This is a genomic window from Vibrio sp. SCSIO 43009, assembly GCF_023716525.1.
In the GTDB taxonomy this organism is placed as follows: domain Bacteria; phylum Pseudomonadota; class Gammaproteobacteria; order Enterobacterales; family Vibrionaceae; genus Vibrio; species Vibrio alginolyticus.
Genome location: NZ_CP071842.1, coordinates 2,157,250 through 2,182,688 on the forward strand (window position 1 = coordinate 2,157,250; position 25,439 = coordinate 2,182,688).

21 protein-coding genes are annotated in these 25,439 nt (G+C 43.4%); 6 read left to right on the forward strand and 15 right to left on the reverse strand.

Going from position 1 to position 25,439, the window contains the following annotated elements:
• Positions 1-273 precede the first annotated feature (273 nt).
• A complete protein-coding gene (locus tag J4N43_RS10045) occupies positions 274-1,005 on the forward strand; it encodes a prephenate dehydratase domain-containing protein (protein ID WP_182016330.1) in 732 nt (243 codons plus the stop codon).
• 182 nt (positions 1,006-1,187) lie between these two features.
• Here the strand turns inward: J4N43_RS10045 and J4N43_RS10050 are convergent, their stop codons facing one another.
• Complete coding sequence (locus J4N43_RS10050) at positions 1,188-1,532, reverse strand: hypothetical protein (RefSeq protein ID WP_182016329.1); 345 nt, start codon at positions 1,530-1,532, stop codon at positions 1,188-1,190.
• A 186-nt stretch (positions 1,533-1,718) separates the two neighbouring features.
• Between J4N43_RS10050 and J4N43_RS10055 the strand changes: the two genes are divergently transcribed.
• A complete protein-coding gene (locus J4N43_RS10055) occupies positions 1,719-1,925 on the forward strand; it encodes a hypothetical protein (protein WP_182016328.1) in 207 nt (68 codons plus the stop codon).
• 218 nt (positions 1,926-2,143) lie between these two features.
• On the opposite strand, the gene J4N43_RS10060 is transcribed toward J4N43_RS10055, so the two are convergent.
• Positions 2,144-3,328 (reverse strand): hypothetical protein, encoded by a 1,185-nt coding sequence (locus tag J4N43_RS10060; RefSeq protein ID WP_182016327.1) that lies wholly within the window; start codon positions 3,326-3,328, stop codon positions 2,144-2,146.
• A 683-nt stretch (positions 3,329-4,011) separates the two neighbouring features.
• On the opposite strand from J4N43_RS10060, the gene J4N43_RS10070 reads away from it, so the two are divergent.
• Positions 4,012-5,361, forward strand: a complete 1,350-nt coding sequence (locus J4N43_RS10070) for an FRG domain-containing protein (protein WP_182016326.1) — start codon at positions 4,012-4,014, stop codon at positions 5,359-5,361.
• 69 nt (positions 5,362-5,430) lie between these two features.
• Here the strand turns inward: J4N43_RS10070 and J4N43_RS10075 are convergent, their stop codons facing one another.
• Together J4N43_RS10075 and J4N43_RS10080 are read right to left on the reverse strand one after the other, a co-directional pair.
• On the reverse strand, positions 5,431-6,549 hold the full coding sequence (locus tag J4N43_RS10075) for a hypothetical protein (RefSeq protein WP_182016325.1): 1,119 nt from the start codon (positions 6,547-6,549) through the stop codon (positions 5,431-5,433).
• Between the two features lie 339 nt (positions 6,550-6,888).
• A complete protein-coding gene (locus J4N43_RS10080) occupies positions 6,889-6,975 on the reverse strand; it encodes a DUF4113 domain-containing protein (RefSeq protein WP_374987411.1) in 87 nt (28 codons plus the stop codon).
• A 118-nt stretch (positions 6,976-7,093) separates the two neighbouring features.
• Here J4N43_RS10080 and J4N43_RS10085 point away from each other — a divergent pair, with 118 nt between their 5' ends.
• From J4N43_RS10085 to J4N43_RS10095, 3 genes are all read left to right on the forward strand, one after another.
• Positions 7,094-8,173, forward strand: a complete 1,080-nt coding sequence (locus tag J4N43_RS10085) for a hypothetical protein (protein WP_182016324.1) — start codon at positions 7,094-7,096, stop codon at positions 8,171-8,173.
• Positions 8,170-9,261: a hypothetical protein gene (locus J4N43_RS10090; protein WP_182016323.1), complete on the forward strand. Its 1,092-nt coding sequence runs from the start codon at positions 8,170-8,172 to the stop codon at positions 9,259-9,261. Before J4N43_RS10085 ends, J4N43_RS10090 begins: the two co-directional genes overlap by 4 nt.
• A 356-nt stretch (positions 9,262-9,617) precedes the next feature.
• On the forward strand, positions 9,618-10,355 hold the full coding sequence (locus J4N43_RS10095; RefSeq protein ID WP_182016322.1) for a hypothetical protein: 738 nt from the start codon (positions 9,618-9,620) through the stop codon (positions 10,353-10,355).
• Between the two features lie 260 nt (positions 10,356-10,615).
• Here the strand turns inward: J4N43_RS10095 and J4N43_RS10100 are convergent, their stop codons facing one another.
• The 11 genes from J4N43_RS10100 to J4N43_RS10150 form a co-directional block, all read right to left on the reverse strand.
• Positions 10,616-11,629 carry a phage integrase SAM-like domain-containing protein gene (locus J4N43_RS10100; protein ID WP_182016321.1) on the reverse strand — a complete coding sequence of 338 codons (1,014 nt, stop codon included), beginning with the start codon at positions 11,627-11,629 and terminating at the stop codon, positions 10,616-10,618.
• A 137-nt stretch (positions 11,630-11,766) separates the two neighbouring features.
• Entirely contained in the window at positions 11,767-12,531 is a 765-nt protein-coding gene (locus tag J4N43_RS10105; protein WP_182016320.1) for a hypothetical protein, read from the reverse strand.
• A 96-nt stretch (positions 12,532-12,627) separates the two neighbouring features.
• Positions 12,628-12,861: a hypothetical protein gene (locus tag J4N43_RS10110; protein WP_053349474.1), complete on the reverse strand. Its 234-nt coding sequence runs from the start codon at positions 12,859-12,861 to the stop codon at positions 12,628-12,630.
• 55 nt (positions 12,862-12,916) lie between these two features.
• Positions 12,917-13,174: a hypothetical protein gene (locus J4N43_RS10115; RefSeq protein ID WP_065767193.1), complete on the reverse strand. Its 258-nt coding sequence runs from the start codon at positions 13,172-13,174 to the stop codon at positions 12,917-12,919.
• Positions 13,175-13,205: 31 nt separating this feature from the next.
• Positions 13,206-13,811 (reverse strand): hypothetical protein, encoded by a 606-nt coding sequence (locus tag J4N43_RS10120; RefSeq protein WP_182016319.1) that lies wholly within the window; start codon positions 13,809-13,811, stop codon positions 13,206-13,208.
• A gap of 82 nt (positions 13,812-13,893) precedes the next feature.
• Positions 13,894-14,631: a hypothetical protein gene (locus J4N43_RS10125; RefSeq protein WP_182016318.1), complete on the reverse strand. Its 738-nt coding sequence runs from the start codon at positions 14,629-14,631 to the stop codon at positions 13,894-13,896.
• 229 nt (positions 14,632-14,860) lie between these two features.
• A complete protein-coding gene (locus tag J4N43_RS10130) occupies positions 14,861-15,151 on the reverse strand; it encodes a hypothetical protein (protein WP_182016317.1) in 291 nt (96 codons plus the stop codon).
• 1,132 nt (positions 15,152-16,283) lie between these two features.
• Positions 16,284-17,834: an IS66 family transposase gene (tnpC, locus tag J4N43_RS10135; protein WP_182016316.1), complete on the reverse strand. Its 1,551-nt coding sequence runs from the start codon at positions 17,832-17,834 to the stop codon at positions 16,284-16,286.
• Positions 17,835-17,893: 59 nt separating this feature from the next.
• Positions 17,894-18,247, reverse strand: coding sequence for an IS66 family insertion sequence element accessory protein TnpB (gene tnpB, locus J4N43_RS10140; protein WP_182016315.1), 354 nt, complete (start codon positions 18,245-18,247; stop codon positions 17,894-17,896).
• Positions 18,244-18,564 carry an IS66 family insertion sequence element accessory protein TnpA gene (tnpA, locus tag J4N43_RS10145; RefSeq protein WP_154114842.1) on the reverse strand — a complete coding sequence of 107 codons (321 nt, stop codon included), beginning with the start codon at positions 18,562-18,564 and terminating at the stop codon, positions 18,244-18,246. Before tnpA ends, tnpB begins: the two co-directional genes overlap by 4 nt.
• A gap of 592 nt (positions 18,565-19,156) precedes the next feature.
• Positions 19,157-25,435 carry a DEAD/DEAH box helicase gene (locus tag J4N43_RS10150; RefSeq protein WP_182016314.1) on the reverse strand — a complete coding sequence of 2,093 codons (6,279 nt, stop codon included), beginning with the start codon at positions 25,433-25,435 and terminating at the stop codon, positions 19,157-19,159.
• Between the last annotated feature and the right edge of the window lie 4 nt (positions 25,436-25,439).

The following is a 25,439-nucleotide window of genomic DNA, read 5'->3' on the forward strand; positions in this document are numbered from 1 at the left end:
ACTTTACTAAGCGACTTTACAATACATAAAATATCTATCAAGTCGGTGACGATTCACCCAACCCAAAGAATGACCACGCATACCGACGACGGTGATTGGAGTCGCTACACGGCTTATGAAGATGGAACGCACACATCAGAATGCGGAACCTCAGAATCAAATTTATCTGAGATAAACTGCTCTGACCATAGTTAGTGATAAGATATGTAAAATCAATAAGATAAAATTATCATATTAGACCGTTCTTACCCATATATTGTAAAGGAAATACGAATGTTAAAACCGCTAGGAATCGCCATTGCTGCCTCCACTCTTATGTTTTCAACTCTCACGACAGCCAGTGAGTCAGTTTTTGCACAAGCCTCGAGAGGAAGTTTCAACGATGCCGCTATTACAAAGCTTTTTGAACAGCAACCATCACTGAGTGCCTCAGTGACGTTTGCGGGTACGCCAAGCAATACGTTCCAACAATCGATCGATAACAGTGCCCTAGCTTTCAGTGCCGTCGAAAATAGCACTATTGACGGTCGTCTAGTACAAGCCACGGTGGAAGCATTTCAGCAATACCGCCTACTCAGCGTCAAGGCATTCATTGAGACGCCGATAGAAATGTGCGTACTGATGAACCAACAAGACGTTGCTAATGATACGGCCATTACTATGATAGCGTCCCACCCTGCCGCCCTGAAACAGATTAACGCTTGGAAAGCTGGCATCCAACCGAAGGAACTGGAAATCCCTGAGGGAACCGCAGCAGCAGCAAAACTAGTAGCAGACCGCGAACTACCGACTGGAACGGCAGCTATCGGGGCTTGTGTTCTCGATACCGTCTATACCAATTTAAAAGTGGTTGAAAAAGGTGTCCAGGATAACAAGAACAACAAAACTTCATTTCTGCTCATGAAAGTTGAGCCGCGCGAACAAACAATCAGCGAAGCTGAGGCACGAAAAGAGCTCACTGCGGCGATTGAGATGGGCAAGAAGTTAGCTAAAGTTAGTCAGTAAGATACAGGCACCTAGCCAACTGACATTGTTAGTGAATTGAATTGTCAAAATACAGCCAGACGTACTCTAATTGCGTCTGGTTTTTTTATTCCCTCATATTGAGAGCAAGTTACTTCATGAGTGCTTTCATTCACAGTGAAATTCACCACACTACTCCGCCAGATATTAACTCAGCATATATTTCATTTTTTCTTAGTGAACAAAATAACCATATCTATCACTGTTACTGTGAATAATAAAAGCCACCCCAAACCAAAATCATCACGTAAAAGAGATACAGGCGAGATAAGAAGTAGTATATTTGCCAAAGCTCCCATGTACCAAAGGTTATTTGTAAACGAATAAACGACTTTTCGGTGACTAAAAATGTGAAAAATTCCGACAAGAATCAAAGGTGGGTAGTAAACCCAAATCATGACTAGTACCCCTTGTCCCCAGTGTCCTAAGAACGTTTTACTTGTTGAGCCAATAAAAGTAAGAATGACAGTAACAACTGCTAAGGTTAATCCAATATTCATCTTCTTCATTGCTTAGTTTCACCACGTGTTTTGTGATTAACCCAAATTCAAATTTAGCAAAGGAATTATGGAGTCACTGAGAGGTGATTCCGATAGGATTCCCCAATGAGTTTTTTAGGTCACGTTGTGGGGACTTTGGAAATAAAAAAGACATGCTAGCTTGGGTGTTCTATTAACTTGAGTTAGGGGTTCACTATGAAGAAAGTCTTCTGGAAAATTGTTTTCTCATTAATGTCGTTAGGCAGCGTAGCCGCAGTTATTGCCCCAAATGTACCTAAGGTTTTTTACTGGCTTGGATGTCTCTATATTATCCTAATGCTAGGTGTTGGTGTTTTGACCTTCTATGCTGCGAGAATTATAGCTTGGTGCGATAAAAAGTTGGAAATCAATAAGGATGAGTAAATGCGGTGTAGCACTTGTCCTAAAGCAGTACGTAATGTACGAATCGTGCCTTACGTACTGAGAAGCTTATGTCCCACTCCGTGCCAGTGACGCTCAACCTCACAAATCACAGTGAGGTGGTTTGACCTATTTTGCCTTATCTGTGTAGTGTCTGGTAAGTCGGAGAACTATCAACTTACACTTTTATTTTTTTGTACACTTTATGGTTATAAACGCCATTAATTTTCATACGCATCGAGCGCTTGCAGCAGCAAAGGTTTAACGATGGGGTAGATTTGATTTAAACGTAACTGGTAGAAATCAAACGCTTCTTTCCAAGACTCTTCGCTCTGCCAGTCAAGAGTGATTACAGGTAGCGAGATTTTTAGCACCTCTGGGACAAATTCAGCGCCCTCCGGCAATAGCGGCATCAATGATTCGCGCCTGTCATACAGGTACTCAAACAAGTATTGCCCAAGTGCGTCATTTCTGAATCTCACAAAGACACCCACCTCATTGGGTTTAGAGCGGTAAGTTGTTATCCAACTATTGTGCGCCCTTGGTGGTAACTCGAACCATAAGTACCCCTTAGTTGAAGGGGTTGGTAACCTAACACTAGCGTCTTCAAGCTCAAGATAATCAAGCAATCCACTCCAATACTCATAGGATTGACCAGAACTCTTATTTGTGGCTGATTCATTTTGCTCGCTGGTGGATTCCAGTTTCTCAGTAACTTCACTACTTACTTGATTAATCGAAATCACTCGGCGCTCAGTAATTTCAGTTTTGCGCATAACTAGAGGGTTCACGAGCAGTTGTCCGCCTGGCATGTGGAAGATCTGCACCTCAACCATGGCAAAAGAAAATTCCATTGATGCATAGTTATTAAGAAAGTCCTTTATCTCAAAAGCTCCCTCTCGAATACCATCGCCTACTACCAATAATAAGAAGCGGCCTTTTGAGAGGTTTCGCTGGAGCGTATCAATGAATGAGGCTTCTAATACTTCATGGCCATCCGCCTTAACCAACTCAAAAAGCGACAGACCACCATTAATTGCACAAACCTTAGTATCAAGTTCGTCGTAGCTCCAATTCATCAAGTCTTTAGCGTAATCGAGTATCTGTCCAATCACTTCTCTGCGAGATTGAGGATTTCGATAGAGTTTGGTTTCCGCGATGACCAATCGGCCCGATGGCGTCACATAGATGCAGTCCACTCGACCCGACTTAGTGGCAAGCTCCATACACACTGGTACCGCACCGGTATAGTCCGCATCAATCTCATAAAAGGGTAATAGGTCAGCGTTAGCAAAGATAAGTTGCTGTAACCACTTCTCATCGTAGATACCTGTTGCCTGCAACTCGACTCGTTGAAGCCTCTGAACGCTGCTTCCGGGGGATACGATGATTGGACCATTGCTCATGACAGAACTCCGTTGCTAACTAAAAACGATGAGGAAAACAAACCGTAAGATTAGCCCAACTCATTGCTTTACGGCGTTTACGAAGTATCATTTTCCTACTTTGACTTGCTTACTTCATTAATCAGCGAACAGTGCTGCACGATCAGCGCTAGCACGTCTTTGCCCCATTCTGAGCTGGAGAAGTGCTAGCTCTCAATTCTCATTACTGTGGTTTGACTTACTTTTCCTCATGCCACAAAGTGTCAAAAAATTTGGTGCCTATTCACAACTAACTTAGCTCGCTCAGTTGATTATTCCTCTCGCCAGCGATATCGCAATCACAAACATCACCATACCCACAACAATATCAATGCCTTTCTTTACTTTTGATTGTGAAAGCAACGGAGCTAATTTAGCTGCACCAATCGAAAGTGCTGATAGCAGTAAGGTGTCTACAATAATGAGGGACCACCACAATACTTTGGTTACAAGCAGTTGCAGTAAAATTCAATTGGTCTTTATGAGATTGGGAGGCGATTCGCTAGTTCGTGTCTATATCGAGCTCCCTATAAGCCAATGGCTCTGCAAAAGAAGAAGGAGCAACATTAATGCAAGAAGACATAAGTAGATCCAAGAGTGATTACGCCCTAGTCAGATCATTTCGACGGTCCTCTGATTTTCGATATGACTTCCTCTGTGATTCTGTGTCTAATAACGGCTTTACGCCCAATAAGTTCCTAGAAGAGCTCCGTCAGGGCTTAGAACTAAATCGATCGCAACAAGTTATCAGCGATGATACTTGGTCAAATCTCCAAGTTTATGAGCAGCAAATAGACGACTTTGAGAGAGAACACTTTAACGACGCAGAAGTGGTTGTTGAGGCGCACCAGCGACTCAAAGATAAAATACCCTTTGGGGTTTTCGACAATGTTTATGACGCAGCTACCAGTATGCTGTTTCCGAGTGGCACACATTTTTCGATTAATAGCAGAATGCTACGCTCACCAAACTCGTTGTTTCATAGAGCTCCGGGTCGATACAATATCAATCAACTGAATAATAGCCTCGAACCTAATGATCGTGTCAAATTCTTCTATAGGGGCTTGTCGTCTAGCGATTACGAAAACATTTCACCATTAGAGCGCCCTATGAACAACTCAAGTAAGCTTTCACTAGGCTTGCGAGCCGAAAGACTAGCCCGAATTGAACATTTCAGAGCACATCTTCGAGCAAAGTTTACCTTGTACGAAGACGTATTTGGCGGTGCACAGACAGAGGATCTTGAGCATTTGGAGCTCGCTTTCATGCAGCACTTTAAGAGTGAAGCAAAACTCGCCCCTCCACTTCTGGATATCACCTATGATCCGCTCGTTGCGCTTTACTTTGCGTCGTATGAACCGACGGATGGACATATCGGCGTCGTATACAATTTTTCCCTCAACGATACATCCCTCACACTATCACTTGCAGGCGCAAATTTACGCGTGACTATCATGCCCGATGTCACGCGATTGACACGTCAAAGAGCACTCATCTTCGAAGGCGTGAGCACGAGAACTATTGAGGCTATTGTACCTCATAAACTTACCTTCACTCAGCACGAGAACCTAAGGTTTGAGGACCCGGAGCTAGGGATCGATGACTTACACCTTTTGGGCGACGATAAGGTTGCTAAACAATTCTGTGAAGACTATGCAAGCCAATTTGCGAATCAACGAGTACCTATGAACGCTCCGCTCGTTCAAGTTCAGGATGAAAACAAACAACTCTTCGAGCGCATTAAGAAAATGGCTCAATCATTACACGACTCGGACCCGACAATGTATCCTAGTATCAACCTAGACTTACTCGAAAGGCTAGCAAAGTTTCATTCGGAAGCAAAAGGGTCGTTCCCTGACCACTGGACGTCTTGGCGCAACCTCGAAGGAGCAGTTAAGATAATTGCTCGTAGGCGGGAAATAGTCCCGCGAGACTACTACTCGTGGCTTTACAATGAAAAAAAGCGAAAAATAAATTCGTTCATTGAGCTTTGGAAACGTTACTTCAATAGTTAATCTACCAAATTATTAAATTAGCATTCAGGTGGATCCTCGACCGAACAGCAATTTTAACGAGAAGGAATATTATGTTCTGCCATTTGGGGCTGACTTCCTTTTTCTCAATTCGCTACCCTTGGCAGCAATGGCAAAATCACTTGCTGCGCGGGCGGTCTTGAAAACATCAACTAATCGGTTCCGGCGCTCTTGAGGTGTTTCTGTGATGGCTTGAGCTCCGTCCTGCATGACTTCGCTCTTGAAAACCCTTGAGACTCTACTCAACGCCGATAGCTTATGGAAAAAGTCAAACCAGAACGGCCCCCCAAACCCGACCAGCAACCCAGCAGCGAAAACTGAAAAGAACCACGCCAAGTACTTCCAAACCGTCATGTTCGTATCACTGTTTTTCCAAGGCAAGTGCTCCCAGCCGATAGGCAAATTGGCTCGCTTCAGTGCTCTCAGGCTCTTGGAGAAGCTTTGCCCCAGTTCCTCGGCGTCGAATGCAGGAAGGTCGGAGTTGCCTGAAGTCGCTTTTACAATACTCTCCTCGGTTCTCTTGAGCTGTGCGTTCAGGTCATTGGCTATTTTCTCACCTTGCTTAATGAGCGCTGCCCTAGATTCCTCGCTTTGCACTAGGAACTTGACGACTTCGACGCTACTGAAGTTGATCGAGAACACGAGTATAAAACCGAATAGAACCGAGGTGACTCGCGCTCGACGGGCGAAATATTTCGTGGCTTCATCGCCGAACGCTTCGAACTTGTTAGCGATGTCTTCAAGGAGTACGTTCAGCGTTTCTTCATTAACATTGGGGTATCCTGAGCGTTTATGAATCTCCTTACCAAATGGTGATTCCGCGAAGCGTTCGAAGAATTCTAGCGTTGTAAGTGACTGAAGTTTATCGGCGCGACGGAACTTGTTAACGAACTCGTTCAACACTTTCTTCCATGTTGACGCATCGCGATCAACTGGCTCCAAACGCATTGAAGTCATTTGGTTTACGAAGTTAGCTCTGGTCAGATCATTTGGCGTGCCTTTTCCCAATTTCGGCAAGATGACTTTGTCGAACATTTCCTGCATCAACCGCTCTAAGCCTTTGACGCGATGATTGAGAAGACTATTGAAGGCTTCCACGATCGCGGAGGTGATAGTCGATAACACCATCATTGTGACAGCGAAGGCAAGCAGTGTTTCCAGCCAAGCCATAATGCCCTCCTTGGACAAAGCTTCTTAGAAGAGGAGAGGTTCTTAATCAATTCCTTCGATATGGAGGATTAATTTCGTAGTAAAGATAGTCAAATGTTTCCCTGTTAACAAATGAGATACTAGTATGGATGGTTAAAACGAAGTAACCATCTGCATGGGACAATGAGAACGGGTTCATGCGTTGGCTAAAATGATCCAAAATTCTAAGGTCTGAGAAACCTCGATATTTTCTAGATTTTTTCAAAATAGTGGACCGAACAGCACCTCAAAGAGGCAGTAAGTTACTTTAGCGCCTTGGTGATGGTCTGTGATTTCATGGAAGTGTCCAAAAGTTAGCCGTTAGCACTTTACTTTAGGTATATCTAAACACTTGGTTATATATTTCGGGGTGAGCATTTCTCTTCGCATCTTCCACTTTTGTTCTATGCCTTGTGATCGATGTTATTACCCGATGACCTTCATGAAAATACGCGCCACGCAAGGCAAATGCCTTAGGCATGTTCTACTCTATCTTGGTCAAGTACTGAACAATAAGGATGTTTTTATGAGCAAATCGATTGTTTTGGTTGTACATGGAATTGGAGAGCACACTGAGGCAAACCTCAAAAAAACCGTTATAGATGCGGCCAATGAAGCGCTTGGTCGGTATGACGACCTGAAAGGGATGAAGTACGAAGACTATGTGGACGTTATCCCCGTTGTCTATGACGATATATTCGAAAAGGAACGTAAAAAGATCGCGGATAACAGCAACGCTATTCTGGACATTATCAAAGACAGTAATTTAGGTGGCACAGACCTGTTCGATAAGTTGGCCAAAGTATCTGAAGATAATACCTTCAACACCCACATCCTTGACATCCTCTTCTACGCTGGTGTGAGAACCACCGAAGTTCGAGCTCGAATTATCGGCAAATTGAGCGAAAAAATAGGCTTTAATCCCTCTAGAAAAATCCATGTAATAACCCACTCGATGGGTACCGCTGGCGCCCACGACACCCTTGCAAAAGCGTATGGCACAGGTATCAAAAACCAGTTCGATGCTGACAATAAAAATGCGGACAAGAAATCCTTTATCCAAACTAGACTCTTTCCTAATATCCATAAGTTGGACAGCATCTGGATGTTCGCCAACACCTCCCAACTCTTTTACGACTACAATCCACTAAAAACTAATGTTAACCCACACAAGTCCATTGTGAGACCAAAGGCTGATAACACAGGCTGCACACTCAAGTATTTCAACGTTTGCCACAAATATGACATCATCGGCAAAGCCGTCCCGTTCGAACCACCCAAAGCATGGAATCGCAACAAATCACATGCAGCCTATGTTGATGACATTGAAACTAAGGACTTCTACAAGACCATCAACCCACACAGCCTATACGAGTACATCATCAATCCATGTGTCAGCCATAAATTCCTCCGAATTACGATGCCAACAGGCTCGGGCATCCCGACCGAACCACCAACCGCAGAATTACCCAGCCTCAACAAAGAAGCTCAGAAGATCATAGACCTCGTTGATAATGCTGACTCTATCTCAGATTTCGTCGACCTCATCAAAGTAGGTTCGGAGTTCCTCGGAAGCATCCCTAAAAAGTGGAGGAAGTTCTCATGAAACGATCACTTTTACTCTCACTAGCGTTACTCCCTTGCCTAACATTTGCAAATGAGAAGCTCCCTAACTGCTCGCCTATCAAACATGATAAGTATTGGGCTGAAATGCAGGATGACCTTACAAAACTGTCTAAGCGGCTGTCCAATAATGGCGCATATAGCAAAGAACGATTCTTAGAGAACTATTCGATTTGGAGAGACAGTTTAATTACCTCTTCACGCGAACTTGATGAAATTCTAATGATAGAAAAGTCTGAGGAAAAACCTGAACCTACCTTAACCAATGAAGCTTCTACGTTCATAGCCATCACTCTCACCAAAGCCCGAGAGAACAAAATGGCGGTACCCAAAGCCTACTACACACCCAATGAAGAGGACGACTCTAAGGGAAGTATTACTTTTGCTGTCGCGGACTCTGCTGAAACTTCAGTTTTCACCCTTAAACCTGAAGCAGATGCCCAGTGCGCCAAACAACTTCAATGCACCTCTGTTAATAATAATGCGTGTGACATTTATCTCAATACCTGGACAACGGCCATTAATAGCTCGAGTCAACAGCTTAAGTCAGAGACGGCGTTAGCATTTTCAAAGGCCGCTATAGCTCTTGAGAAACGATGGGCGAAGTACCACAGTGATGCTCGTTATCAGTATTTCTGGGAACAAGCCTCCACTGCTTTTTTTCTTAGAAAGGAGCTGAGCAGTGATAGTTACACTGAGCCCCCATCTGTACAATTTTTCTGGCTACATCCTTGGGCAGCGATGGAGTATGTACCTGATGCAGACGATGGTAGTCAATTTAAAGCAGCACTGACTCTAGAGTGGGCCGGCATCAACTGGTGGGAGGAATGCTTTTGGGGCATAGCGTGTGGCATCTCTGCCATATCAACGTACAGCGATAGGGCAGGCACACAAGACTTTGGGCATGGAGTTATGGTTCATATCGAAAACCAATACTCATTAGGCGCTACGTGGCGCTCAGGAGGCGATGTAGGCTTCTTTGTCTCTGTTGACCTCCTCAAAGTCTTTGAAGATACGAAATCTTCCGTTGAAGGCTGGCAGGAGAAAGCTGACAAATACTTGGGAGAGTAGAAAACAAATCAACACCCAACATAATTACTATAAAAGTTATCCGTAGTTTTCTAATTTAAGTGATTACCCTAAGAAGGCTCTGTCCAATGACGTGCCAGCTCGATCACAGCTAGCACGTTTATACCCCGTTCTGTGTTTAAGCCGATTGATGTATCAATTTACCAATCCGTCATTTGATCAAGTTTTTCTGATAAATGTACCGTGTCCACTAGACCGGGAAAGCTTCAGTTTCGTGAACCTTGGAAATTTTGACTATATTGTACTGAAAAAAGTTTGTCGCTACGTGAAAGTGCAGAGATTATCCATATAGTGATAAGTACGACTCACTATGTATGATTCTCTATCAGGAGTTGAATATGATCGAATATTTGTACATCGATATACCGAGACTAGATCGTTATTATGAGCAAATATCATTACCTGTTGTATATGACAAAGTACCTGTGTGGAAGGTAGCTTTAGGCATTTCTGGGCCAAAGGTGGAAGGTACGCAGTCTCGCACTGGAAGGGCACCTACAAATCATGAAAAAAATCAGAAGTTTATTGAGTATATTAAAGAAAGAAAGTTAGTTTCTTGTGAGCGGCCTTATTTCAATGATAACGAAGATGAGAAGCCTTTTATATTCGAGTATGTTTGTGCTAGGAGAGCCGTAATTCGTGAAAGTGATCTTACACTCAACATATGGGTCGCTTTAGGTTCAGAACAGCAGCAAGTAATGCACGATGGCCTACCGCTAGGGACATTGTTCTTAATTGAAGATTTTGGAGGAGATGTCGATCATCCAAAAGTTATGTCTGGTTATAGTAGTATCTACTTGCTTGCAAGCGAACTAAATTGGTTGAAACAAACTTCTATTCATGAGCCTTTAAATAAACTTTTTGAACAAGATTCTGTAGCTCGGAGTTTTGCATTAGACCCAATTGGTTCTCTAGCATCAATAGGTGCTAAAGTCGGACCTGCGCAGCTAATAAAGGCAATATATCTATTCAGAGCCGCTTGTATTGATACAGATTGTGAAGATCTATCTGGGAGGACGACAATTGGATATCCAATTATAATTTATCAAGGCTCTCTCCACGGTAGCACGCTTTAATTTCCAGATTTCAGCAATTTGTGTCTAACGCCAACTCTTTCTACTACCTTAACTTCCAAATGAAGTGAAAGTGGTGAGTTGCAATATCAATAATATGCTGTGAGTTAAAAGGAATTTCGATACTTATGATAATTCATTAACGGCTAATTTAGCAGAAACCGTAAAACAGTTATGTCCAATTCTGACTTATGAAACTTCAGAGCAGCGTGTGATCACCGAGCGATTCTGTCGTATATCTCGGATTTACGACAGCTACTTCCCTATCCCAAGTAAGCATTGGTTATACTCACTCGATGGTGGCCAAGTAGCTTGGATATCTTCAGTCGAACTTCATAATCACGTTGTTTCGCTTCTGCTTCGCTGATGTTAAGCGTACTCGCAATGTACTGATGGTGCTTTTTTCCATGTGCCACATTGGCCTGAACCGGGCACCGGACGCCCATAAGCTGATAGTAAGTCTCACAAGCAAAGTGCTTGCGTTCGCCGTGGCTCAGGTAAGAGGTATCTGCTTGCTTGGTTTGTCGCCACGCGTCGCTCTGAAAAGCTTTAAAGGACAAGTGAGAAGGGATAAGTGAATCCTGCCCAAGGGACTGCTGGAATGTCGCCACTCTGACCAGCAACCGGTACTTTTCTTCCGAATCCACTAGTAAAGGCCTTGGCTGACCACCTTTCGTGCCACGTGGCAACATCGGTACCCGTCCTCTGTGTAGCTCTTCTAAAACTCTCGACGCATCTAAAAGCGCACCTTCCCTGAACCTGACACCAAAAGTACGCTGCAATTGCATCACAAAGCCGACTTCAGGGGTGACCTGTGGAAGCACTTTTTCATGAAGTGCCTCTTTGACGGAGCCATCAACGGTAGCAATGCCAGATTTTGGAGTAAAACCCAAATCCCGTGTCGCGTTCACAACACACGCTTCATCCCCTCTTGCTTGTGCAAGCGCTCTATTGACATGAGAAAGATAGTCGCGCGCGGTCGCTGTAGACAACAACTCTTCGTCTGAGTTGTTTTTCAGGAACTCGCCAAAGCTAACCACATGCTGCTTTTCTATCTCGTTTAACCGTTTGACAGGCGTATTGGTTTTGATGAAAGAGATAAAGTGCTTCAAAGCCGGCAACCTGGCTCTGTGAGTGTTGGTGACCATGCCGCCCTGATTTTCAAAACTGGCATTAATCAGCGCTTTAACCATGTCTCTCGACCCCAGATTGAAATTAGGCTTATTAAAGTCTCTTGGGGCCTTCGCCAGATGACCAACGTAATTTCTCTTTCTCATGACTTACTCCTGTTTCCAGAAGGAAGTAAGGTAAATAACACAACAAACAATGGCGTTAAGTCACTATTTGGGAGCAACATGAGCGCAGACATCACCTGTCAGAACGAGGATATCGTATAGTCTGAGATGAATTTTGATTAATAGCGGTCGATATGACGTTGGATTTGAGCTTCCTCCGTTTCATACAGAAATGGTTCGGACAGTGACTGAAAATAATCCTCAAGCGGCGTTCTTAAGCCAAGAAATTTATGGTCTAAACTCGCTTCATTTTGACACCCAATATCAAATGCCGTATCAGTGTGCGACGTATACAGACAATCAAATTGATCGGTATTATCGTTCCATCGATAGACTTTCGACGCTGAACCAATTGAAGCTGAGACTTGTCGAATTGCCCCCTGGTCATAGTGGTCACGAACATCGATTTCTGAATACGGAAATTCGCCATAAAACACCGTCCGCGTGCGCTGTGGTCGACTGTTATAATCAAAGCTTCGCTCCGAGAACTCCTCTGTTGGTATCCCTGGTCTGATGTTTCTGCGTGCGTGGAGGTTGATGCGTTGATTCGCGGTAAAAAAGCGCAGGGATTGAATACTGTCGTACTCAACTTCATGGCCATATTCAAACCAGGTATAGGTGGTTGAACCATCATCCCTGATGGTAAGGGCAGCAGCACATTCACTATGCAGAACCAGTCCCCCGTTTGCACTGTAACCTATCTGGGTACCTTGCCAGCTGTCGACCCGGAATACCGCCGACGTTCCTGTACTGCCATCAATGTATTGGTTATCTGCATTGAAGCATAAATAATCGCTATTTAAGACCTCCACTTTACAACCAAACAGTATCAACACTATCAGGCCCAGATAGACGCTGCGATTTAAAGTTACACCCTGTCCCATTTGCTATCCTTATCGACACTTTGGTCGCTCTCATCGTTTGCCGAATAGCCTCTTTTCCAGGCAGGAAATACGAGGTTTATCTTACTGCCCACGTCTTTAACCTGAAATAATTGGGTTGATCAGCAGGTAGAACACCAGTATTCCCAAAATGATGCCTTTGCAGAGCGTGGCCAAAATCACATCGAGAGTCTCGTTAAAAAAGCAGTGCCACCATGGTGCTCGGTTAAGCAGCGCATCGAGTTTTCTCTCCTGTGATTCAATACGTTGGTCTATAGCCTTGTTTTGCTCGTTGATGAGTTTCTTCACTTCCGCTTTCTCTTCTTCTGTCATGTGAACTCCCCTTCTGTTGTGTTTAACCTTCGCTCATGTCAGCCCGAACACCCTGTTAATGCGCACTGCAATCTTTTTTGTATTGCTGGAAGTTGGTTTGAATTAAATGAAGTTCATCCTCACCGGCCATCGTTTGTTTCAGTGACTTTTCAATACTCTCTTCATAACCCCGGCAGCGAGCCTGAAAGGTTGATTCAGATATGTGGTTCGCTAACAGGAAAATAACCGTCAGTATCGTGAGTATCGTAATCGCCATTATTTCGATGCCTGGCTTGATTGGTTGCACTTCTGTCTCTTTTCTGTCCGTAGTCATATTCTGTCCCTCTTGTTAAAAACCGAATGGCTTAAACCAGCCAGCGTGTGTTTCGTTTCGGTTGTTTCTGGTCAAACGTAAAACCGCCAATATGGAATAAAACAATGACGACATAAGAGACCACCGCACTCAGCCAGGCTTGTGTGGCTGACCCGAGGTATTCATCGCACGCCACAACGGCAAACGCCAACGTCACCGACACACCCTGTAAGTAGTACCAGTTAAACGTTGGCGGGCGGGAAAACAGCACCCGCCACTCTTCCAGCAAAATAGTTAAGACCAGGAACAATCCAACCCAAACGAAAAAGGTATCGTAGGCCCGGGCGGCGGCCCAATAACCCGGAAAATCTGGACGATGAAGCCCCTTTAGCAGAGGTTGGTTGAGTTCGACTAAGAGTGTCAGTTGCCCATAAACAAACGTTGCGATGACAAATGCACTGATGCCAGTCAGCACAAGCCGACTGCAAGTCAGTTGCTGGAGAGTTCGCCAAAATGACAGCTTAAAACTGGGCACAATGATGAAAAGCGAAATCAGCGCCGTCAGCACGCCACTGAGTGAGATGGCCAACCATTCCGACACGCTGCCCACGGTGAGAAAACAATAGAGAGTCAACCCTATACGGAGTACCAAAAGCATGATGCCCTCCTGCCTTTTTAAGACGCTAACGAGTGCGAGGAGGAACTGTCCACGCACTCGAGTTCAGAAACTATTCAGGCGTTCATGCCTGTGGGGCTGCAGGGTCTTTAAGGTGAAAATGAGGGCCACCCTTTGTACGGTTTCGATAGACGTACGCAATGTCTAAAGCAGCGGTAATTTCTAGCAGGAAGAAAAGCAGGTAGTTAGCCCCTTCTGGCGCATTCGAAGTACTCAAAGCAGTCAGTGAGTAACACATCATCACTAACATCATGATACTCATCGGCAGTGGCGGCATCGCCAACGAGGAATACGTGTCTTTATTGTGTTCGTCAAAGATTTCACCGATAGCGTTTGTCCTGCCCATTCCAAGACAACGGAACAGTGTTATCGCTCTTAACGGCATATAGACACCCGTCAGCAAAATCACAGCACCGACTGTGATCAGTAACTGTTCGAGCAGAGGCATGGGTTGTTCTACAGTAGAAATATCAGCCACGCTGTTTAACTCACCCATTGAAAGATAACTACTCACTGCGCACACAATGACAACGCCCCAACGCAGCGATGAGGATTGATTTTTCCACATTTGGGCCTGATAAAAACGTTTTGGCGCAAGCAAAAAACCGGCGAGATAAAAGCCGATGAACGGCAGAGTACTGACCAAAATCCCAAACGCCAGCCATCCCCACTGGCCAGAAACGGAAACCAGCAATGTACTGAGTATTAACAGGCAAGCGCCTAAAACAAACAGGAGCAATACCTGCCCCAGACGTTTCATTAAATTGAAGAAGTTGATGGTACGTGATGTAAACATGGTCATAGCAATATCCTTATATGAATTACTCACTAACCATTAAATCAGACTTGCCTTCTCCCACAAGTTAACACAAAACTATATATTTCAGTTACTTATAAAGCATCAAAAACACTGTTTAATGATAAAAATGACACACTAGGAAAAACCAGCCGATAAATAGTGTCATTGCGACAACTATCGCTGTGTTGTCCAAGTTGAAGAGAGTCCTTATCCACTCAACATCCCAAACCCATCATTTGGGTCTGGGAACACGCCCGGTTAACTGCGCCGTTTCGAAAAACAATTTTAAAATGGCGTACTTTTCTGCCCTCACTTGCGCGGTTTCACAACGGGTGCGCTGCCAATACCCGATGATTTGACGCTTGCCGACTTTCTGTAGTCGTTCGCCGAGATAAGGTTCATGTATAAAAATGTCATCGAGTATCGCAAGCAGGCGCTTCATTTGTTTGCGCCTAAATGGTATCCCCCGCTTGTGATACGGCGCCATTACGGTCAAAATTTGTTTTTTAGTATCGCGGTTCATGGTCACCCCCAAATAATTTGACTAAAAAACCGCCTGCTCTTTTGGGCACTGACTCTTTTCTTTTTGTTACCATCATAATTCCTATATTCACACTACATGACGATCACGTCCGTCAACGAAGTAGTGCAAAGCGCGGAATTAAGACTAAGTGTTAATGTTTATTTTTAATTAAACTTGTAACCAATTGAAATAAAGTCACAAAGTCATTGATTAATAGATTGGTACATAGCAATTGCGCAGCACACATGCTGTTTCGATAAATGATGACGTCGTGGGAGTCAAGGTGTTCCCTCTTCCAGAGGTCAACATGGGCTTATTGCATCCTCACCTTCACTTATAGAACGCTTTCCACCTTTTGTGGATCAGTTGGGCGTGTTGCATCCTCGTTCTGACTGGTGGCGCAGTCGACAGCTGCATTTGGGCTTATTGCATCCTCCACCAGGGGGCTATGTGTTTTTTTTGTGCGTAGTGACGTTATGTATTGAGTGGGCATTGGGATAATAGCGCCAGACTTATGTCGCCTATTGTCGCTCTCAATCACCGAATAACGCTTGAACTTCCATTCACTTCTTTAGATTTTGTTCAGCACCCCTTACCAGTCCTGGCCAGGGTTAAAGTTTGTGGCTTCGTCTAATTTCTTAACTTAAATTAGACGAAGCGGTGATGCATTTCTGTGCATCTGTGTATCACTGTCACCTCCCTCTCGACTTTAGGATCTCTGAAAGCATATCTTGTGATGCCTTGCCAATTGGCGAGAACATCGAGCCTGAGGTGAGAGATAATTTCTTCATCATGTAAATTCTCCTTTGATAGCGGGTGTGCTCAGAATATAAACACTATTGCGTTTGCATCTGGAGTAAGACAACGATGAGCAGAATTGGAATATGTTGAACCAAGAAAAATGAGCGACAACGAGAGGATGGAATATAGGCTCAGAGGGGACGGTAGCCTAAGAACAGACGCTAATACAGACGTAATCGGCGTAGAAGCTTGAAATAAAAAATCGGTGGGTCTAACTCTAGAAATTAAACCCACCGATACTGACGTGAGTTGCTCGTGATTACATTGAGTACCTGTACCAATGAGAAAGGAGCAAAGTAAGCGCCCCATGATCCCACGGGGCGTTTTAGTTTCAGTGTGAGAAGTTCCAGGGAAGAAGTGAGTCGATATCAGGCTCGGACTTTGCCAACTCTTTCATACATTTCACCATGTAATCGTAGAGTATTAGCCCGTTAGCTTTTGCTGTCTCGATGATGCTGTATAGTAACGCACTGGCATCAGCACCATTGGGATTATTGGCGAAGAGCCAATTTTTTCTGCCAATAACCAGTGACTTAATTGCGCGTTCCGCTCGGTTGTTGTCGATAGATAAATGCCCATCTTCGACATAACGTATCAACTTCGGCCACTGACCCAGGGTGTACTTGATGGCTTTTCCAAGAGGACTCGATTCGATGACTTTCTGCGAGGTTAACCAGTCGTAGAGGTCATCCAGCATGGGGTTGGCACTAGATTGTCTTTCAGACCAACGCTCTTCAGCCGAAGCGAGTTTTAATCGAGATTCAAGTGCATACAGCTTTTGGATTTTCGCTAACGCTACATCTGCTTTCCCCGATTTACCTTTACCCTGAAGCTTTTTCGCCTCCATGAACTTACGACGTGCGTGAGCGAAGCAACCGACATTGGTGACTTTCGTTAATCCGTCATACACACCGTAGCCATCACTTTGCAGATAGCCAGAGTAGTCACCCAAGAAGCCCACAGGACAGGCTCTCGCGCGACTGTTTTGATAGTCGAACAAGACGATGTTTTTCATACCAGGAAGTGTGGCTTCGGGGGAGTCGGCGCCCGAGCAGTACAGCCACATGTAACATTGCTTGTCTTCCTTAAGCACATTGAGCGGTGTTTCATCGGCTTGAACCACGACTTGCTCAAGTAAATGCGTTTTCAGTGCCTGATACAGTGGTTTGAACTTCTCGCTCACCTGTATCACCCATCTTGCCATCGTGGTTCTCGACAACTCGATGCCCGACTGTGTGAACAAGGTTTCCTGACGATACAGCGGCAGTGCATACTGATATTTCCCCAGAACAATGTTAGCAAGCAGGCTTTCGGTGGCGAAGCTTTTCGGGATGATGCTCTCTGGTGCAGGTTGTTGGTGAATACGGCTTGTCTCAGAGGATTGTTCACACTGACGGCAAGCGTACTTAGGGCGGATAACCTCTAACACTTTTAATACCGCAGGTGTGAACTCCAGCTTTTCGCTACGGTCTTCACCGATTTTGTGGAGAGTATGCTGGCAGCACGGGCATTGCTTATCGTGCTCATCAAGGTCGAGCACGAGAGTTTCACGCGGCAAGTCTTTAGGCAGTGGTTGACGTTTACCACGGCGTTTTGTGGTGGTCGTTGTAGTGACGACTTCCGCTTCTGCTTTAGCGGCTTCGCATTCCGCTTCATTGAAGAGGTCACCCTGTGCTTCATTATAAGGTTTTAACGCTTCCGAGCGTTTGGCGAACTGGCGGTCAAGAGCGAGCTTAAACTGCTCTATTAAGGATTGGCGCTCTTGTTGCCATTGCGCTTCCTTTTCTTGCCAGCCTTTTTGTTCAGACATTAAGGCTTTCACCATAGCTTGAAGCTCGGTGATGTCTTGGCTTTCTGGGTTAATATCGGGCGTCTTTTTCATGGCATTTATTATACTAAAAACACCATGCTAAGGCTTGGTAGAACTGACTTTTATCGGGTTCAACTCATTGTAAAATTGTCTATTTTTATCGGCTTATGGCCGATTATGGTGAAGCCAGATAACAGTCGGTCTAAGTCAAATTGAGTCAGGGTATACACGTGTTTTTTCTCTTGAGTTGGCCATTTGAATTTAGCTTTTTCCAGCCGCTTATACCAAAGAGCGAAGCCCGTTTTGTCCCAATACAACACTTTGATTTTGTCGCGCTGTTTATTGGTGAACAGGAACAAAGCACCGCTTCCTAACGGTAAATCGGTTTCGGATTCAATAATCGCCGCCAGGCCATTGATGGACTTTCTAAAATCCACGAACTCCCGATACAGGTAAACATTCGGAGCGCTCAGCATTCTCTTCATGACAGCGCTCCGATTAATTCGGCTAAGTAGGCCGCAGGTGTTCCCTGAGGAATGCTGAGTTCAACGTCATTAATGAACAGTGTCATGTTGGCAACGGGAGTGTGAGCCATCTGGTAGCGTGTCGTTTTTTCAACGACTTCGGCTTTGATGAAGCCACCTGTTTGAGATGGCCCAGAGCACTGCAACTGTTGACGTTTTGCGTAGAAGGTCGAAACACTCAGGCCATGGCGCTCGCAGAACACGCGTTGGGATAGCTGACTGGATTCGTATTGCTCGAACAGGTTTTTCCATTCTTGGTCGGTACGCCGTTTTGCCATTTCAGATCTCCTTGAGGTTGGGAGATTTGATCTTAGGACGTACCGATATTGATTAGAATGTGGGGGTTATGAGGCGCTTACGGAGCAAACTCTATTTCACACTCCTTATTGACCATTAGGACGGAAAAACGCCTCGTCTTGAGGCAAAAATTGTTACGCCTAACTATTTTTCATCGAAATCCTGTTGTGGTTTTTATTTGAACTGTCTGTGCTTGTGGGCAGTTGCGAATGACCGATAAACGTACTTAGATTGAACGTATTTCGTATAGACACTTTAGCCGTCTATAGTTCTATCTCCGGTTTTTAACGTTTTTCATTACCGACCTGAAGGTTTTTCGTTCCTTGAATTGACATTCTTTGGTAATCACAAAAGGCGACTCTCAATCCCATTGTCCATTTAACTTAGGGAGATTTTGAACGAGTTTAATGAGGTAAAAACTTGAGAGGCGAACCACAAAGTCGGTTGGTAGATTTACTTGGTGATCACAGTTAGCATTATTTGCAACAACTGAACGAACGCCCCTGGGCTGGTTATCCCGTATAAGCCCTAAGTAAACAAACCTTTAGGGCTCTACGCTATATCGGAACTTTGTTATCTAACCTGAAAACTAATATCCGTAGACCAGGCCTCGCTATTTTTCACTAATAACTTGTCTTCGATTGCTTGTAAGGCTGAGAGCTGTGGCCCTAGATCGGAATGGAAATTATATTTAACAGTAGAAAACCTAGAGTTTTCCTCCCTAATCTGCCAATAGCCAACCCCTTGGTCAAACTTAAAGATAAGTTCTTTTCCTGAAGCTAATTTAAGTGTCAACAATCTTCTATGAGCTATGTCGCTTCGTTTTTCATGGCAAATAACTTGTGGCCGGATTGATGCCTTAAGTTCGATCCATGTTTTATAAGCTTCAATGAACTCATCATGATCTTGCCAGTCATGATGTAGCAAACTGCCCATTGTCTGTTTTTCATGATAAAGAGTTTCAATCACGACAGAGTTTATCGACTGGCGACCATTACAAATAAAGGCGATTAACTGAGTGAGCATCAGCATTGAAGATGGGCTTTGAATATAACGATCGCTATACTTCACTGATTCAATTTGCTCTGAAGAAAGGAACTTAATGAGTTCCGGTTTGGACTCAAAAATAGTCTTCCAAAATGCAGAACCGAAGCAATTTAGCTTTCCATTAAATTCATCGACAACTTCTAAAGTATCATTTAGAGAATTAGCTTTCTTACTCTCTTGGCTTTCATAAGAGATATTAATTTCTGTGATATCTTGTGATGGTTCATCTTTAGATAAAATTACGATTCCATCTGCACAATGCCAATCGACACCTGGACAAGTATTACGACTCTCAGAACATGCAATAGTAACAACTTCTGATTCATTCCTGAACTGAGCTGCTATTTGTGAATTGCTATTTGTCCCTACTGCTACCCGAGCTCCTAGTTTCTGAAGAATCCAAATTTCTTCTTTAGTATCTTGGTCTATAGGTTCTTTAGGCAGGACAATAGTCACATCAAGATTATCTGAAGTTATATAGGTAATTAAAGAGCGTTTGAAATTAGGGTGTGTCAAATCCCACTCAGATTCATCTTCATTCAGCCAAACAGTTAAGTTTCGAGCGCCGTGATTTATCTGATTTCTTATAACTGCTGATACGGATGCTGGTTGATATTTGCCACCAGAAAATTGCTTCAATCCTTCAGGTACAGTATTAAACAACAAAAAGTCCGAACCTAACCAATCTCTAGCAGGCTCGCTATCAATCAAGTCAACATCATGTCGCGTATCTGAGTCCAACAGACAATCACTACAACCATTAACGCATTTATCGCAGCTTAGGTTTTCCACCATTTCGGTCAATAAACTTTGAATATGATAGTTAGCTGAACTAGCAAAGCCAGCACCACCAGCAATAACATCATAAATTTGAACAACCATAGCAGGGGCGCTGCCACTAACTATCGCAGGTCGAACAGAGTATCCAAGTTCAGATGTAGCAATGCCCAACTCATTCGCCAACGCAGATCTGAGAGCAACTGCAAGCGTTGTCGCAATTACTCTACCATCGCTGTCATCTGAGATATATTCATTGCGAACAGGATGTTTTAAGACAAGTTCAAATACATCTGTTTTTGAATGGCTGCCCAGATGAATCCCTTTCATCAAAGTTCCGGATCCATCACAATCTACAGTTTTATCACCATACTTATCTTTTTTTACGGCTTTTAGTGGTCGATGTGCTTTACTCGGATTTAACGCATTAGGATAATCACCATTCTTATCAAGTGACTCAGCTCGACCACAAGTCATGCAAAGCGCATAACCTTTGCCATTCTCTCCAGATGTATGATTAAAAACCGTCCCCTCTGAAGTCGAAATCATGTCACCCATTTTTTCATTAGGCAAGCTGATTGGCTTTGCTTTACCCGTTGATACCCAAGCATCTTCTACCGGAATAAATTTCTGCATTGAAATATCATTTGAAGGAGAATTATAAAAATCTGTGGCAAAGCCAGTTGGTTGCAAGACTTGCCTGATATGCTTCTGCTTAATGGGAGCACTACATTCAGGGTTACTACAAACTATGTTTATCGCAGAAGCTGTAACTGCTGTCTCGTAACCAGTTTGCCCACAGCAATCGCATCGCCATGCCAAGTCAAATTTCTGAGCTTCATTTTTGCCTAAACCTGAAACATTATGCCAATGAAGAGCAACACCGCCAGAACGGAATACACGACCATCGAGTACAATTTCAGAACCAGGAGCATACTCACGAATAGCAATAGCTAAGTTACGGCTTGGCAACCCTCGGAAGCGCGATACGTTGTCCTCTCTCTCATCTTTTTTCTGGTCTTTACCTTTTTTCTCACGAATAAAGTCTTCAATATTATTATTATCAAAATTGACGACATCCGTAGGGAAACCGTACCCAGGTAAGAAAGCTTTCGAAGCTAACTCTCTTAACAAGTACTCTTTTCCAAGTCGATATTTTTCCACATTAAGTCTGTAAGCGTATGGAGTATCAGCCTCTGCTGTAGATAACTCATTTTCTAAATAGTTATATTCGTTAAACCATTTATTTTTTAGACCTTTGATAACATCCAGCGCATGTCCTCTAAGGACATGTGACGGAATATCAGCAAGAACTGTACCCCTAACTAATGAAATTATATCTTTATCCCAACGTTGGCTATCGCTCTGCAACCAAGCTAGAAAATCATCACATACCGAATTGGATTCAGGCAAATAAAACCACTCTAAGTTCAATGATGTTTTCTCAGTCGCTGTACGACCAACACAATGCCTCAAAAATACTGAAAGAAGTAAGGAGTTAACATGGCGTTGAACTAAACGCTCTGAATTAAATGCGACATATGGCGCTGGAATTTGTGTAACAAAAGGCCATTTAGGGCTATTAAATACTTGTTGGTCATGAGGATTTCCCTTGCATAAAGTATATGAAATCGCTCTAGATTCTTTACTACGCCCAGCTCGACCTGCTCGCTGCAAGTAGTTAGCAGGATGTGGAGGTACGTTGTTCATTACAACCGCAGAAATACCACCGATATCAACCCCCATCTCCATTGTTGTTGAACAGTTCAGTACGTTAATTTTCCCTGCCTTAAACATGTCTTCGTACTGGTTTAAACGTTCTGAACTTTGCTGTGCTGAGTGCTCGGCGGTACGGTAATAAAACCCGCCTTCAACCGCTCTATCATTTATATCGGTCCAAAGGTTATGAGATCTCAAAGCTGCTACTTTAGGATCATTTTCAACTTGTTCGCGTACGGAGTTTAGACCGTATTGATAATCAAGCTGCTTAGCCTCTATTTCCCATATACTAGGAAAATCTATTGTGGCACATTGATATTTTTTTGCATCGTCCACTTTGCGAGGTAAATACGGAGTAAACCCTTTAAACGTTGTATCAATTAATTTATTCGTGACAGGACAAATAAAGACTTTATCTACAAATGAAAAAGTAATTTTGTCACGCTCTAACGCAAATTGGTTATTATCGACTGAAAGGATACGTGCATTATCAGTTAACTCATGCCACGCCGCATCTAGCCATCGGTTAATTACATCTTTCCCATAAGCAGTATTGACATCGATATTCGACGCTATGGTCAGTAATTTGGCTAATCGATTATAATTTCCTGAGCGTATCTGAGGCCATTTTTTAACACGACCTTCATCCCCCTCTTGCGAAAGCGGATTTCGAAGAGTTTTGGATGCAAATTTGCTTCCTACCCATTTAAGCCAGCCCCCTTCTTCTAAACGAAGGTAATTATTTTCACGAACAAAAAAATCAAGTGATACTTTTATAAAATCACGCCAATCATCGAGCGTAAATCCATTATTTTCCCAATGGTCTGGACACAGTTTTATCTTTTCTAGCCCTGTATAACTCAACTTTACAAGGCCCTGTGTTTCAGAATTGTTTTGCCTTTTAGGTCGCCTTGCAAACTCCCTAAATAGAAGCATATCAGCGAGCTTCATGCTCCCGTCAGTATGTTTAAATACTTCTGGAGATAAATATTGATTGTAGAGAATCATCGCGCCTTTAAAGTCACTCTTTTTCGCTAGCGCAGTGACCATTTCATTCCAACTCATAGCAGCTAACTGGAGTTGTGGTGCGCCGGACTCAATAGCTTTAGCTTTAGCCTCTAATTCATCGGCCATATGTGCCATACCTAAAGCACGTAATCCATTGGCCTGTGCTAACAAATCCGCAGCCGACACACCATCTAAAGGCTGATTAATACTTTCTGACTGGTCTAGTTGCTTTTCTCGTAAAATCTCAACAACAGAGCCTCTCAACTTGGAGCGTTCGGCTTCTTGCTGCATACGAACGGATAACCTTGCTGTACCCTGGCGGCTGTCTGTAAATGTAATTAGTCTTCGGCCACGAGCAGGCAAAGATTGTGGACCTTCAGGGCCTTGCCCCTCGAAATCCGGACAAAACTCAAGCAACGTAGGGACGACATTCGCTATATAAAAAGGTGCCCCTAACATAGCCCTTCTAAACGGTAAGCTACCGTTATAGCCATCAAAACCACAGCCACTACACGTATGTTGACGAGAGATATCCATCGCCAACTGGTATCCATTAGCATCCAATGAGCCAATCTTTCCTTCAGGACTAATATTAATATTGGTGTATAACTCATCGTCTTCCTTTGCCGCAAACATTTCAGGATAACGAGCATTTACATCTAACTCTTGAACAACTGGCTCGTCCTCATCATTTGATTCATGTTGAAGGGAAAACTCATCACCACTATTGCTATTCCATTGCGTTAAAATTCCACCTTTATCTCTACCCATTAAATGGGGTTCGTTACACTCCAAGCAAAAACTCAACTCTAATACCGGCGCTTTACTCTTACAGTTACACTTTTGTCGTTTAGCCGTGTATACGTACCCAAATGGCCAACTATGCTCTAAAGGAGTGCCTTTTTTACATTCACAATCTTTGTTGATACAACTCCATAAACCATTAGTCATTCGTTGAAAGAAATGAGCCCTTAACTTAAGAAACGCCTCAGATTTTGAGCTAGGCTTTGTTCCCGTCATTAAATCTAGCCAGCGCAGTAATTCACCTTGAGAAACGACCGACTTATTCATCTGTGTAGCTGAACGAGTGTTTATTTCATCAAGAGTTAAAGGTGCTTTACTATTGACTATAATATCTCGAAGTACACGGGCATAAGGCGAAGCTTTAAGCGCTTCATATCTGTTCAACGAGACATCGGTATCATTTTTCTTAGCTTTCTGTCCCTCTTCACCTAACGGTTCAATGGATTCAAGCTCCTCTAAAGTTAAATTTTTCTCTTCACTAAAGTCTAATTCCGGAATAACTCGTCTCCCACCAATGACCTTAATTTGAGTCGGAGAAACACCCGCTAAATCAGACAAATAGCGTTTTAATTGTTCAGTAGCCTCATCGCCAGCAATAGTTGCAGACGTTGCAACAAACCGAACATTCTTTGCCTCAACACCAAATGCTTGTAATACTCGGCGAAGCTGTAAAGATAACTCTGCAGCTTGAGAACCAACATATGTATGAGCTTCATCAAGCACAATCCAACGTAATGACTTCTCTTTTCTAGAAATTTCTATTATTGGTGAATCGATTTGCCTCACCAACATGTATTCAAGCATAGTTCCATTCGTAACTAAGATTGGTGCAGGCTCTTTACGCATTAATTCTCGAGTCAACACTTCATTAGGTCTTTCCTCTTGAGCTTTACGCTTTTTCTTTTCACTGTTTTCGGTGTTGCCATTGTAAAGACAGTATCGAATACCTTTACCAAAGTGTTGAGTCCACGCATTTAAACGCTCTTGCTGAGAATTAATCAATGCATTTAATGGGTACAAAAATAGCGCTCTTACACCAACTAAAGGCGTATTTAGCTGACGATATTCACGGTACAAATCTTCCAGAACAGGAACCATAAAACACTCAGTTTTACCAGAGCCCGTACCAGAGGTAACTACAACCGATTTAGCTTCATCATCAAGTAACGTATTCCAGGCTTCTAATTGGTGCTTAAATGGTTGAAATTTTTCTTCAAATCGATAGCGGCCGTTCTGTTTATCATCCAGCGCATTAATGACAGCGTCCGAAAGTAAATCACCTTTTAAGTCCGAAATCTTAGGTTCAGCAGACTCCCAACCAAATGTGTGTTCAAACAAAGGTGGAGCAAGAAAAGCGTTTTGTTCACCGCAGTTTTCTTCCATCAACTGACTTAAATGTTCTCTTAATTCTGGATTAGTAATCCCCAACACACTCAATGTTGATTCTTTTGCTCTTGATACTGATTGTTCAACTAAGTCAGAAAAATAACGTGTCATGGAC